The sequence below is a fragment of the Magnetospira sp. QH-2 genome, from assembly GCF_000968135.1.
Lineage (GTDB): Bacteria > Pseudomonadota > Alphaproteobacteria > Rhodospirillales > Magnetospiraceae > Magnetospira.
The window spans coordinates 2,657,668-2,670,906 of sequence record NZ_FO538765.1 but is presented as its reverse complement, the minus strand read 5'-3'; the positions used below and the strand labels follow the sequence as shown (position 1 = coordinate 2,670,906).

General features: G+C 58.4%; 12 protein-coding genes. 8 read left to right on the top strand and 4 right to left on the bottom strand.

The window, feature by feature from the left end; genetic code table 11:
* Window positions 1-167: 167 nt before the first annotated feature.
* Window positions 168-803 carry an alpha/beta hydrolase gene (locus tag MGMAQ_RS12600; protein ID WP_046021811.1) on the top strand — a complete coding sequence of 212 codons (636 nt, stop codon included), beginning with the start codon at window positions 168-170 and terminating at the stop codon, window positions 801-803.
* A gap of 273 nt (window positions 804-1,076) precedes the next feature.
* On the opposite strand, the gene MGMAQ_RS12595 is transcribed toward MGMAQ_RS12600, so the two are convergent.
* The 3 genes from MGMAQ_RS12595 to MGMAQ_RS12585 all read right to left on the bottom strand — a co-directional run bounded on the left by MGMAQ_RS12595 (window position 1,077) and on the right by MGMAQ_RS12585 (window position 3,652).
* A complete protein-coding gene (locus MGMAQ_RS12595; RefSeq protein WP_046020119.1) occupies window positions 1,077-2,108 on the bottom strand; it encodes an IS110 family transposase in 1,032 nt (343 codons plus the stop codon).
* 265 nt (window positions 2,109-2,373) lie between these two features.
* Window positions 2,374-2,928: a gluconokinase gene (locus MGMAQ_RS12590; RefSeq protein ID WP_082085426.1), complete on the bottom strand. Its 555-nt coding sequence runs from the start codon at window positions 2,926-2,928 to the stop codon at window positions 2,374-2,376.
* The gene (locus MGMAQ_RS12585; RefSeq protein WP_046021810.1) at window positions 2,897-3,652 is read right to left on the bottom strand and encodes an SDR family oxidoreductase; all 756 of its coding nucleotides are present in this window, start codon (window positions 3,650-3,652) and stop codon (window positions 2,897-2,899) included. The genes MGMAQ_RS12590 and MGMAQ_RS12585 overlap by 32 nt, the downstream gene beginning before the upstream one ends.
* 130 nt (window positions 3,653-3,782) lie before the next feature.
* Between MGMAQ_RS12585 and MGMAQ_RS12580 the strand changes: the two genes are divergently transcribed.
* Window positions 3,783-4,730, top strand: coding sequence for a 2-hydroxyacid dehydrogenase (locus MGMAQ_RS12580; protein ID WP_046021809.1), 948 nt, complete (start codon window positions 3,783-3,785; stop codon window positions 4,728-4,730).
* A gap of 11 nt (window positions 4,731-4,741) precedes the next feature.
* The gene (locus tag MGMAQ_RS12575; protein WP_046021808.1) at window positions 4,742-5,776 is read left to right on the top strand and encodes an L-idonate 5-dehydrogenase; all 1,035 of its coding nucleotides are present in this window, start codon (window positions 4,742-4,744) and stop codon (window positions 5,774-5,776) included.
* Window positions 5,777-5,809: 33 nt separating this feature from the next.
* On the opposite strand, the gene MGMAQ_RS12570 is transcribed toward MGMAQ_RS12575, so the two are convergent.
* Window positions 5,810-6,835, bottom strand: coding sequence for a LacI family DNA-binding transcriptional regulator (locus MGMAQ_RS12570; RefSeq protein WP_198409121.1), 1,026 nt, complete (start codon window positions 6,833-6,835; stop codon window positions 5,810-5,812).
* Between the two features lie 659 nt (window positions 6,836-7,494).
* On the opposite strand from MGMAQ_RS12570, the gene MGMAQ_RS12565 reads away from it, so the two are divergent.
* The 5 genes from MGMAQ_RS12565 to MGMAQ_RS12545 all read left to right on the top strand — a co-directional run bounded on the left by MGMAQ_RS12565 (window position 7,495) and on the right by MGMAQ_RS12545 (window position 13,152).
* Entirely contained in the window at window positions 7,495-8,622 is a 1,128-nt protein-coding gene (locus MGMAQ_RS12565) for a lactonase family protein (RefSeq protein WP_046021807.1), read from the top strand.
* A gap of 9 nt (window positions 8,623-8,631) precedes the next feature.
* Window positions 8,632-9,399, top strand: a complete 768-nt coding sequence (locus MGMAQ_RS12560; RefSeq protein WP_046021806.1) for a hydroxypyruvate isomerase family protein — start codon at window positions 8,632-8,634, stop codon at window positions 9,397-9,399.
* Between the two features lie 13 nt (window positions 9,400-9,412).
* Window positions 9,413-10,336, top strand: a complete 924-nt coding sequence (locus tag MGMAQ_RS12555) for an NAD(P)-dependent oxidoreductase (RefSeq protein WP_046021805.1) — start codon at window positions 9,413-9,415, stop codon at window positions 10,334-10,336.
* A 345-nt stretch (window positions 10,337-10,681) separates the two neighbouring features.
* The gene (locus MGMAQ_RS12550; RefSeq protein WP_046021804.1) at window positions 10,682-11,773 is read left to right on the top strand and encodes an ABC transporter ATP-binding protein; all 1,092 of its coding nucleotides are present in this window, start codon (window positions 10,682-10,684) and stop codon (window positions 11,771-11,773) included.
* Between the two features lie 50 nt (window positions 11,774-11,823).
* The gene (locus tag MGMAQ_RS12545) at window positions 11,824-13,152 is read left to right on the top strand and encodes an extracellular solute-binding protein (protein WP_046021803.1); all 1,329 of its coding nucleotides are present in this window, start codon (window positions 11,824-11,826) and stop codon (window positions 13,150-13,152) included.
* Window positions 13,153-13,239: the final 87 nt, after the last annotated feature.

Sequence of the window (13,239 nt, the reverse complement as noted above, 5' to 3'; positions counted from 1 at the left end):
GACTGCGCCCCTTCCGTTGATGAACTGTATATAGGATACCCGATAAAAACGGTCAAGTATTTTGGCTATGTTTTTTGCGATCCGGGGAAAATACCCACTTACCCACCTTGGTCTTTAGGTTCCGGGCATTTGGGTTCGCCGATTAACAAGGATACCTGACCCACTTCATGCCTGACGTCATTTTCAATGGTCCCGAAGGCCGCCTCGAAGGCCGATATCATCACAGCAAGAAGCCCAATGCCCCCATTGCGTTGATGCTGCATCCGCATCCGCAGAACGGTGGCACCATGAACAATCGGGTGGTCTTCACGCTGTATCAGACTTTTGCGCGCCGTGGATTTTCGGTGCTGCGATTCAATTTCCGCGGTGTTGGGCGGTCTCAAGGGACGTTCGACAGCGGCACGGGCGAATTGTCCGATGCGGCTTCGGCCCTGGATTGGCTACAGAACTATAATCAAAACGCCGCCGGTTGCTGGATCGCCGGGTTCTCGTTCGGCGCCTGGATTGGCATGCAGTTGATGATGCGTCGTCCGGAGATCTCCGGGTTTGTATCCATCTCGCCGCCTGCTGATCAGTATGATTTTACCTTCCTCGCCCCGTGCCCATCGTCGGGACTGATCGTCCAGGGCGACCAGGACCAGGTGGTCAACAAGGCCGCGGTGGACAAGCTTTCAGACAAGCTGTCGAGCCAGAAGAATATCACCATCGACTATCGGACGATTGAGGGGGCCGACCATTTCTATGGCGACCACATCATTCCCATGCATGAAATGGTCGATGAATATATCGGCGCCCGCATCTGAGCCTCGCGTCGACAATCTAACAGGCTGCTTCTGTAATCGAGTCATTTGAGTCAAGCTGATTTCCAAGCCGTCGGTTTGAACCTGGGGTATGTGGCGCCCTTTGCTTCTGTCCGCGGTCGACGTCGTCGCCGCATGATGGGGATCAAGGGGGATCGGGTGCAGCAATCTGAAAAGCGTGGTCTTACGCCACTGCAGCCTGCGCGCTGTCATCCGAGCCCCGCGCGTCGCCACGCGTCCTGGCCGCCCTTCAGGCGATCTCGGTTTTCGTTGTGTTTAGATGGCGGTCTCCTCCTTGCGGTACTGGAAGTCCGTGCCGTCGATCCACATGCGATGCATGATTACGGCGAGACGCCGGGCAACGGCTACCTTGGCGCGTTTCATCCCGCGCCTTTTGGCGACCGCGAGCCCCCAGTGTTTGAGCCAGGACCAACGGCGGGTTCGAGTGAGAAGTGCATTGGCGGCCTCGAACAAAAGCCAACGAACCATGGCATCTCCGCACTTGCTGATGGGGCCGCTTCGGTCCTGCTCTCCCGAGGCGTATCTGCGTGGGACAAGCCCGAAGTGGGCGCCGACCATGACCGACTTTTGAAACCGTTCCGGCACGTCGAGTCCTGTCCTGAAAGCGAGGGCGGTAACCGGGCCGACGCCGGGAACGGTCATCAGGCGCCGGCAAACGCTATCATCGCGCGCAGCGGCATGAACCTGCCGGTCGAGCTTGTCGAGTTGTTCGAGCAAGGCTTGGCGCGCAAGCAAGAGCGGCTCGGCGGCTGCGCTGAGGTGCGGGTTATCAGCCGTCAATTCCCGAACCCGCGCCGCGAAAAGGCGTCCGCGCGCCATACCGACCTTGAGGCCGAAAGCTTTCAATGTTCCTCGTACCGTATTGGACAACTGACGGACCTGATGAACCAGGGTCTCCCGATGGGTCAGCACCATCCGGAGCTCCTGACTGCGCGCGGTCTTGACGTGGGTCGCGCGGTACAAACCGGTCCGCATCGCCTGGCTGATCAAGCGGGCGTCGCGACGGTCCGTCTTGACTGGGCTGGCGCTGGCAAAGGCCTTCATTTGCCGGGTCTCGATACAAATCACAGGGAGGCCCCGACTGGACAGTCCTGCGTACAGCCAAGGCGCCAGAGGGCCAGCTTCCAACCCAATTCGCGCAAAGCCACGCCCGCTTTCCTCGAGCCAAGTGGCGACCGCCTCGGGTGTGCTTGACACCTTGCCTTCGCGAATGACGGTTCCCTTTGCATCAATCTCACAGATCGAAATGCTTGCCATCGATACGTCCATTCCAACAAAATACTCCATAGCTGGTCTCCTCTGTTCCATGTCCAGGAATTGACCCGGATACTTGATCAAGACCGAGTGTGGAGACCAGCTGACTGTTTAGGCAATCCCTGACTGCTCGATTACCGCCATCTGAAAAAGTGTTGTCCTACGGCCCGCCTCGCCCTTCGACAAGCTCAGGGTGAGGCTCACATGTTGAAAATTCAAAGGCCCTCATGCTGAACTTGTCGAAGCATATGTCGCCACACGCTCGAAATCAGACTTTTTCAGCAGCCTGCTAAAGTCTTTAGGATCCCGGGTCCGTCCATTCATCGAGCGTGACGGCGATTTCGTCGATGATCTCGGCGACCGGACGGTCGATGGCGCAGGTGAGGGCGGGCTCATCGGTTTCGGGCCGCTCCAGGGCCGCCAGTTGGCTGTCCAAAAGACTGGGCGGCATATAGTGGTCCTTGCGGGCGTTCATGCGGGCAAACAGGGTGTCCCGGTCGCCATCCAGCAAAACATAAATCAGCGGGAGACCGACCTGCCCGGATAGGGTGGTGCGATAGACGCGCTTGAGGGCGGAGCAGGTGGCAATGACGCCGCCGGCCTTTGCCGCCGCGTCATTCATCGCCAGTCCCAGGGATTTCAGCCAGGGCCACCGGTCCGCATCGGTCAGTGGAATCCCTTGGGACATCTTGTCCACGTTGGCCGGTGGGTGATAGTCATCGGCGTCCAGGAACGGTAGGCCAAGGCGGGCCGCCAGGGCCTCTCCGATGGTCGATTTGCCCGACCCGGAGACGCCCATGACCACTACTACGGGCCGTTGATCAAAGTGAAACGGTAATTCCGCCATCGACATAGAGAATGTGTCCATTCACAAAACTGGCTGCGGGAGAACTGAGAAACACGCAGGCGCCCACCAACTCGCTGACGTCGCCCCAGCGTCCGGCGGGGGTGCGTCCGCTCAGCCAGGCGGTGAATTCCTCGTCGGCGACCAAGGCCGAAGTGAGTTCTGTTTTAAAGTATCCCGGCGCCAGGCCATTGACCTGTAATCCGTGCTTCGCCCAGTCGGTGGACATGCCCTTGGTCATATTGGCCATGGCACCCTTGGAAGCGGTATAGGGCGCGATGGAGGGGCGGGCCAACGCGGTCTGTACCGAGCAGATATTGACGATCTTTCCGCCGCCGCGGGCGATCATGTGTTTGGCGACCGCCTGTCCCACATAGAAGGCCGAATTGATGTTCAACCGCATCATGAAGTCGAAGCGGTCGATCGGGAATTCTTCCAGCGGGGCGCGGAACTGCATGCCCGCGTTGTTGACCAGAATGTCGATGGGGCCGTTGTCGGCTTCGAAACCGTCCACGGCGGTGGCCACCGCCGCCGGGTCCGTGACATCAAACCCCAATTCATGGACCGTGGCGCCCTCGGCCCGAATCTTTTCGGCGGCCTTGGCCAGTTTCTCATTATCGATATCATTGAGAATCACAGCGGCACCCGCGCCTGCCAGGCCGCGGGCCAACTCGAAGCCGATGCCCTGACCGGAGCCGGTAATCAAGGCAGTGCGGCCTTTCAGACTAAACATTTCCAAGGAGTACACGACAAATCCTTTCCCATCTGGTCGCTCGCGCCCATATTAATCTTGCATGCGAAAGCTGTTATCGATAACATGCCAATGGCAGGCGCTTCTGTCAAGTTCAATTCAAGGAACCCTGATGACCAAGCCGGACATTCTTCAAATTGGACCCTATCCCGCCTGGGATCTCGAGCGATTGAAGAAACGCTTCGTTCTGCATCGCTATTTTGACGCCGAGGACAAAGAGGCCTTTGTTCGAGAAAGGGCCGATTTTATCCGGGGGATCGCCACCCGGGGGGAGTTGGGTGCCGGGCGTGTGCTGATCAATGCCCTGCCGAAGCTGGAAATCATCGCGGTAAATGGTGTTGGCTATGATGCGGTGGATTTGGAGGCGGCGCGGGAGCGGGGCATCCATGTCACCAATACGCCGGACGTGCTCACCAAGGACGTTGCCGATTTCGGCATTGCCATGCTGTTGGCCGCCGCGCGTGGCGTGGTGGGTGGAGAACGCTGGGTCCGCAGCCGGGCCTGGTCCAAGGATGGACTCTACCCCCTGAAAACCCGAGTGTTTGGTAAGCGGGTGGGGATCTTGGGGCTGGGGCGCATCGGATTTGAAGTGGCCAAACGCTGTGCCGCCTTTGACATGGATATCGCCTATACGGACCTGGAACCCAAGGATGCAGCCCCAAATTGGCACTATCTGCCTGATCCGGTTGCCTTGGCCGACCGTTCTGATTTCTTGTTTGTGACCCTGACCGGCGGCGAAGCGACCCGCCATGTGGTCGGTCCCGAGGTCATAGCAGCGCTGGGCCCGGATGGCATGCTTTTGAATATTTCGCGTGCTTCCAATATCGATGAGGCCGCGCTTCTGAGTGCCCTTGAAACCCACGCGCTGGGCTTTGCCGCTCTGGACGTATTCGAGGGTGAACCGAATTTGGATCCCCGTTTCCTGGCTCTCGACAACGTGCTGCTGCAGCCGCATATGGCCAGCGGCACCGTTGAGACCCGTCAGGCCATGGGACAATTGATGTTCGACAATCTCGCCGCCCATTTCGACGGCCGTGATCTGCCGACCCCTGTGTTGTGAAAGGAACCGTCATGAAAGCCGTTGTGTGCCATGGCCCCAAGGACTTGCGTATCGAAGAGCGGGAATTGGCCGAAGCCGCGGAAGACGAAGTCACCCTTGCCATCGAGGCTGGGGGGATCTGCGGATCGGATCTGCATTACTACCACAATGGTGGGTTCGGCGCGATCCGCATCAAGGAACCGATGATCCTTGGGCACGAGGTTGCCGGGCGGATCACCACCGTGGGAGGCAAGGTGCAAGGCCTGTCCGTCGGAGATCTGGTGGCGGTCAACCCCAGCCGTCCGTGCGGCGAATGCGAGTATTGCCGCAAGGCGTTGTATAACCATTGCCATGAAATGCGCTACTACGGCAGCGCCATGCGTAATCCCCATGTCCAAGGCGCCTTTAGCCAGGGTCTGGTGGCCAAGGCCTGGCAGTGCGAGAAGGTCCCTGAGGGGACCAGTCCACAGGAAGCCGCCTTCGCCGAGCCTTTTTCCGTTGGTCTGCATGCGGTCAATCGGGCCGGAAGCCTCATCGGCAAGCGGGTGCTGGTCACGGGCACCGGTCCCATCGGTGCCTTGGTGGTTGCGGCGGCCAAGCTGCAAGGCGCGCTGGAAGTGGTTGCCACCGATGTGGTTGATGAAGCCCTGGAGCGGGCCCGCGCCGTGGGCGCCGATTCCACCATCAACGTGGCCACTGAAAGCGAAAAAATGGCCGCCTTTGCGGCAGGCAAGGGAACCTTCGATGTGGTCATCGAGGCCTCGGGCAACGAAGCCGCCCTGCGTTCGGCATTGGATGTCATCCGTCCGCGCGGGCGATTGGTGCAGTTGGGGTTGGGCGGTGATGTTTCAATCCCCCAGAATCAATTGGTGGCCAAGGAAATCGAATGGTGCGGCGCCTTCCGCTTCCATGAGGAATTCGCCTGGGCGGTCAAGTTGATCGGGGCGGGGCGGGTGCCTCTGGAACCGCTGCTGACCGGAGTCTATCCCATCGAGGATGCCGTGGCCGCCTTCGAGGCAGCCGGGGATCGCCATACGGCCATGAAGGTACAACTGTCCTTCGCTTGATACCAACCCAGGTTGGTATAACAACGACGAAAATCAGGTGCTTTCCCGTTCGATGATGGAATGGTGAATGGTGATGGTCTGCTTCGGTACGGGCGTTCCGGAGCGGCCGCCTTCGATGGCCTCCAGGATCAAGGTCCCCGCCTTGCGACCGATGTCGGTGCAGCCCACCGAGACAGTGGTGATGGATGGCCAAGTGTAGCGGGAGACCTCGAAATCGCCGAATCCAGCCACGGCGAGTCGGCCTGGCACCGACCAGCCACGGCGATGGCATTCCATGATCACGCCAAATGCCGACAGGTCGGAGACGCAGATCACCGCATCCACTTCCGGCCATTCATCCAGCAAGCGGACCGCTGCCGGGCCGCCTTGCTCGATCGTGATCGGCGGATCTCCCATGGAGACCACATGGGCACGCTCCAGGCCCAAGGTTTGGACGGCCCGTTCATACCCCAATCGTCGGTCATGTCCGCGCGTGTCTTCCTCGGAGTCCCCTTCGATAAAGGCGATATTGCGATAGCCGCGGAACAGTAGACGAGCCATCATGTCTTCGATGGTGGCGGCGTTGGAAAAGCCGACCACGTGATCGATGGGGTTTTCCGGGAGATCCCAGGTTTCGATCACCGGGATGGCGGCACTTTCCAGAAGTTGCCGGGCACGGTCGGTGTGGTTGCCCCCGGTGACGATAATACCCTCCGGGCGCCTTTGAAGCATGGTTTCGATCAACTGCTCCTCGCGCTCACGGGAATAATCCGTATAGCCGAATAGCAACTGCTTGCCATTGGCGCAGAGTACTTCGGCAATGCCGTGCACGGTCTCGGAAAAATTGGAGTTATTGACCGAGGGGATGAGAACGGAGATGAAACCGGTCTGCTTTGATGACAGGGCCCCGGCGGACATGTCGAGCACATAGCCCAACTCGTTCACCGCTGCCATGATCCGTTCGCTGGTTTCCGCCGTCACCGCCCCCTTGCCCTTCAGCGCGCGGGAAACGGTCATGGCGGACACCCCGGCTCGCCGGGCCACATCCGCCATGGTCGGTGCACGCGTCTTCTTGGTCAAGGGGAAGTCCCTTCGGTAACGAGAGATTCAAGAGGGTGACCCGGGCAGGCCAGCATTGGAGCAAAGCGTTGGAGAAATTTTGCGTCGATTTCCAAGAAGCGTCAAGAAATATCGATAACATATAGATACCATAGATAGTTATTCCGGAAACATGGGAGTGGTTGGAGCGTTTTTGTTATCCTTAACGTTACTGGCGCGATGAGAGACCGGGGGCCATCGGCAGGCAAGAGAGGCCATGTCCGCCGAGCCACGGATCAGGCCTGTCCGCCGGGACACGGATCAGGCCGGTCGATCCACTTTTTAAATGACCATTTGTATCCGCTTTAATTATCCCTTGCCTCCGAGGGTAGTTATCGATATCATCTGAGGATGAATAACGGGCTTGTTGGAATACCTCCCCCTCAACAGCCTGCATCAAACCCGAAACGGTCCTAACCCGTTTCGGGTTTTTTTTGTTGGTGGCCACGGTATTTGGCCCCTTACAGCGCTACCGCGGCGGGGCTCGTGATCCAATGGTGGATTTCCCTCTTGCTTTTTTTTGTGTTAGCGATAACATTCAGATATCGCCCAGGGTGCCGACAGATGCCGTGACGCGTCATCCGGATGAGGACAGGGCGGAGGACCTCCGATGAGATTTGGAAATATGGGAGACTGAAAACATGTTGGACCGAGATTATGCACTCCTCGTGGGAAGCTACAGCGATATGGATGCGCTCGCCCATCAGCCCTATGCCCCGGTGCCCGGCAAGGGCATCTATGCCATGACTTTGGACAAGGCAGGAAAGCTCAGTCTCACTGCCACCACCGAGGCCCTGAATCCGGCGGTGATGATCCCACATAGCGATGGCAAAACCCTCTATGCCATCGTCGAGACCATCCAGGACGAGGGCACGGTATTGCGCTACACGGTCAATGCCGATGGCACCCTGACCTATCACGATACCTTCCAGGCCTCGGGCCGATCCACTTGCTATCTGGCGTTATCACCTGAAAAAGATGCCGCCATCGTCATCAATTACTGGGATGCCATCGTCGATGTGGTGGACGTGGATGCCGAGGGTAAGCTGGGCGCCATTCGTCAGAGCTTCAAACAGTTCTATCGCCCGCAAGGGGAGTGGCGCCAGGTCACCGACCGGGAAGACCATTGGGGCAACCGCCAGGTCGGACCGCATGCCCACTGTGCCCACTTTTGGAACGGTCGCGTGTTCATCCCCGACCTGGGCGAAAATGCCGTGTTCCAGTACCGCTATGACGCGGGCAAGAAGGAACTGACCCGCGAGACCTATATTCCCTTCGAGGCCGGGTCCGGCCCGCGCCATATGGCCATGCATCCGACTTTGGATATCTGCTACGTTTCCAACGAATTGTTCAATACGGTCTGCGTCGCGCGCCTGGATGCCAGCGAGCCGGAGGCGGTCAAACCGCGGCTGATCCCGTTCCAATATGAATCCACCGTCGATGACCGGGAAAACGTCAGCTACGTCTCGGAAATCAAGCTCTCGCCGGATGCCAAGTTCCTTTATGTCTCCAATCGCGGCGACAACTCTTTGGCCATCTTCAAGGTGCTGGAAGACGGGCAACTGGAGCGCACCGGACTGGTACCCACGGGCGGCAAGTTCCCGCGCCATTTCTCCATCACGCCCTGTGGCAAGGCGGTCATCGTCGCCAATCAGGACTCCGGCCATATTCGGGTGTTGTCCCGGGACGTGGAGACCGGCGATTTGACCATGACCGACGAGATCTATGAAATTCCGGCGCCCAACTACATTCGCTTTGTAAACTGTTAGGAGGCGGATATGCCGCGTTTCTCCGCCAACCTGGGTTTCTTGTGGAAGGATATCGCTCTTCCCGACGCCATCCGAGCGGCCAAGCGGGCTGGTTTCGAGGCCGTGGAGTGCCATTGGCCCTATGACTTTTCAACCGACTCGGTCAATCAGGCTCTGAATGATACCGGGCTGCCCATGGTTGGCATCAACACCCGCCTGGGGATCAATGGAATCGATGATCTGGGGGTCTGTGCCATGCCGGGGCGTGAGGCCGAGGCCAAGGGCTACATCGATGAGGCCATCGCCTATGCGGTCGCCATCGGCTGTCGCAACATCAATGCCGTGGCGGGCAAGACCGGCAGCACCGACGAAGCCGAGGCGGTCTATCGCCGGAACCTCGCTTATGCCTGTGCCGAGGCGGCGAAGCATGACAAGACCATTGTCATTGAACCGCTGAGTCACCGGGCCGCGCCGGGCTACCATCTAAGCAATGTGGAAAAAGGCTTGGAGACCATCAAGGCCGTCGGCGTCGCCAACCTGAAACTGATGTTCGATGTATTTCATGTGCAAGTCATGCAAGGCGATCTGATCGAACGGCTGCGGGCCACGCTGCCCCATATCGGTCATATCCAGATTGCCGCCGTCCCCGACCGGGGGGAACCGGATCAGGGCGAAGTGAATTATCCGGACCTTTTAGCGGCCCTTGATGACATGGGCTGGGACGGCTACGTGGGGGCGGAATACCATCCGCGCGGCACCATGGAACAAGGCTTGGGCTGGCTTAAGGCCTATCAGTAGGGAGACCGAAGAGATGACCACCCGTGACCTGAAAATCACCTTGATCGGAATTGGCCTGATGGGCAGCCGCATGGCACGCCGCTTGTTGGAGGCCGGATATCCGCTGACCATCCGCGACCCCAATGCCGAAAACTGTAAGCCGCTGGTGGCGTTGGGGGCCAAGGCCGCCGAGTCCGCCGCCGAAGCGGTGGCCGAGGCCGACGTGGTCATCACCATGCTGGCCGGGGCCAAAGTCATCGATATGGTGTATTTCGGTGACGACGGTGTCTCGCCGAACGCGCCCAAGGACGCCCTGCTCATCGATATGAGCTCCCTGGCACCCGATCTGGCGATTGATCTGCACAAACGTTTGTCCGAGGCCGGCTATGACCACCATCTGGATGCCCCGGTTTCCGGTGGTATTTCGGGAGCCGAGGCGGGAACCCTGTCGATCATGGTCGGTGGCCCACTGGCGGAACTGGAAAAGGCCCGGCCGGTCTTCGAAGTGCTGGGCAATGTGTTCCACCTGGGTGATGACGGGGCCGGGCAGGTCTGCAAGATGGTTAATCAGACCATCGTTCATGTGACCATAGGCGCGGTAACGGAAGGTCTGATTCTAGCCGCATCGTTGGGCGTGGATGCGGGCAAGGTCCGCGAGGCCATCTCCGGTGGCTATTGTCAAAGCCGCATTCTGGAAATCCACGGAGAAAAAATGGTGGATCGGGATTTCGTGCCTGGCGGCCCCTTGGAGTTTTCGGTCAAGGATCTGAGCCAGGCCGACACCATGGCCAAGAGTGTTTCCCTCGATTTGCCGCTGACTCAGACGGTTTTGAAACAATACGAGGATCTGGTCACGGCGGGGAAAGGGCGGTTGGATCATAGCGCGTTGTTGCTGGCCTATGAGCAAGCCAATGAGCCGCATCAGGTTTCCCCCGGCAAGGCGGACAAGCTGCCGTAAATCCGGGTGAAAATGTTAGCGCTAATATACTGATTCCGGCGATCGTGAATTCTCCGCCATCAGCCTAATTCGAGCCAGGACAGCGGCGCGGTTCTGTTGGAGATAAATAAAAAAAACAATATTAACAATGAATTATTTGTCTTTTTTTCCATGAAGGGGGGTGTTTGATGCATTGGATTGCGAGAGTGAGCGGCAGCGGAAAGCCGAGGAGTCACATAATCGTTGCATCCCCTAGTTAGGTGGTGTACGTTATCGATATCATTAGGAATTGGCATAGGGTATATCCGTAACCAAAAACAAAAATAGCGGCCTGAATGACCGACTGAAACTGGGTGGAGAAAGATCGTGCCGAGAATTCGCTTCGATTCCGTGGAAAAAAGCTACGGACCCGTTCAAGTCCTTCCCCCGTTCGATTTGGAATTCGATGACGGTGAATTCACCGTTCTCGTTGGGCCATCCGGCTGCGGAAAGTCCACCACCTTGCGCATGCTGGCGGGGCTGGAAGATCTCACCAGTGGCGAGATCTGGTTCGATGATAAACCAATCAGCAAGCTGGAGCCCAAAGACCGGGACATCGCCATGGTGTTTCAGGACTACGCGCTCTATCCCCACATGAACATCGCCAAGAACATGTCCTTTGCCCTGCGCCTGCAAAAGGTGGCGAAGGCCACCATCGACGAGCGCGTGGCACGGGTCGCAGGCATGCTGGGAATCGAGCAATTGCTGGCCCGCAAGCCGGGCGAGCTTTCCGGCGGTCAGCGTCAGCGTGTCGCCATGGGCCGCGCCCTGGTGCGGGATTCCTCCACGTTTTTGTTCGATGAGCCGCTATCCAATCTGGATGCCAAGCTGCGGGCAAAAATGCGCACCGAGTTGGCCGAGATGCGCAATACCCTCGACAAGAACATGGTCTATGTGACCCATGACCAGGTGGAAGCCATGACTTTGGGGGACCGGATCGTGGTCATGGCCCATGGATTGGTGCAGCAGGAAGGCTCGGCGGAAACCTTGTTCAAGGAACCGGCCAACAAGTTCGTCGCTGGGTTCATCGGCAGCCCGACAATGAATTTCCTCGAAGCGGAATTGATCGAGACCAATGGCACCCTGGCCGCCCAGGGCGAGGGGTTCCTGTTGGATCTTTCCCAATCCATGCGGCAACGTCTGGACCATGCGAGCGGGCGCAAAGTCACGCTGGGCATTCGACCGTCATCGGTGAAGCCGACCGAGGAAGGCGATGCGGCGGGAATACAGATCTCTCTTTACGTCAAACTCGCCGAGTATCTTGGAGCCCATTCGGTGCTGGTCACCCTCTGCGGGACCCAGGAGCTCTTGGTGGAACTGCGCAGTTCGGCACGATTTGACATCGGCCAGACAGTGAATTTCTCGGTCGATCCCAAGAATATCATGGTGTTCGACGACAAGACCGAATTCAGGCTCTAACAGCCGACGAAAAAGTCATCGATAGGATTGAAAACAGGAGGAATGGAGAAATGCTCAATCTGGTAAAGACAGTAGCGCTTACGGCAGCCGCCGTGACGCTGACATTAGGGGCCGCGTTCGCGAATCCCTATGCGCCCTACAAGGGCAAAACCCTGGTGGTCAATTTCCCGGCTCACCCGCATTATCACGCGGTGATGAAGGTTCTGCCGGAGTTCACCAAAGAGACGGGCATCAAAGTCGAGGTCGATCTTCTCCAATACCTCAAGATGCGCGAAAAACAGACTCTGGAACTGACCAAGAGCAAAGGTGATTATGATCTGGTCGCCTATGTTGTGTTTTCCAAGGCCGACTATGTTTATGCCGACCAGTTGGAAAACCTAGCCCGCTACTTCATGAACCCGAAGCTCTCCGATCCCAAATATGACGCCAAGGATCTTATTGACGGCTATGTGGGCAACATCGGTATCGCCGGTGGTGAAAAAGGCTATCTGCCGGGTCCGACCGGATCCCTATACGGCGTGCCCTATGGTTCCGAAACCTCGATCCTCGGCTATCGCAAGGATATCTTCGACAAGCATGGCCTCAAGGTTCCGACCAACTACGACGAATTGCTCGACCTGGCCTGCAAGATTCCGAAGCTGGAACCGGGCATGGGTGGCCTGTCCTCCCGTGCGGCGTCCGGCCACCATGCCAGCCACGCCTTTTTGCTGCATCTGGCCCCGCTGGGTGGTCGCATCTTTGATGACGAATGGAATCCCATCGTCAACAACGAAGCCGGTGTAAAGGCTGCCAAGGCTCTAAAAACCATCGTTGATTGCGGCCCCGAAGGCTCGCAGACCTTTGGCTTCGCCGAAGCCGGTGCGGCCTTTTTGCAAGGCCAAACCGCCATGTTCCTGGACTCCACCGTGTTTGCCGGACAGGTCAACGACCCCAAGAAGTCCAAGGTGGTTGGCAAGATCGGCTGGGCACCCCATCCCATGGGCGTGCGGCGCGGATCGCAGACCGGTGGTTTTGGTATCGGTATTCCCAAGAATGCCCAGAACAAGGAAGCCGCCTTCTTGCTGATGCAATGGCTCACTTCCAAGCACGGCGATAAGCTGGTCGCCCTGGCCGGTGGCAACCCGTCGCGCTACTCGACCCATGCGGACGCGGAAGTAAATGCCAAGTTCCCGCATATGAAGACCTTCGGTGAAGCCCTCAAGCATGCCGATCCGGATTGGCGTCCGATCATCCCCGTGTGGGGCAAGATCAATGCCGATCTGGGCACCGCGCTGTCCAAGGTGTTGACCGAAAACCTCGACGTTAAGCAAGCGTTGGACGGTGTCGCCATGCGCACCAAGAAGATCATGGAGGAAGCCGGCTACTACAGCTGGAAGTAATCTCCTGAACCATGCGGAGGGCGGCGTCTCACAAGGACCTGCCCTCCGGCTTCGGGGCCTCCCGCGCCTCACCTGGACGGAACGGAT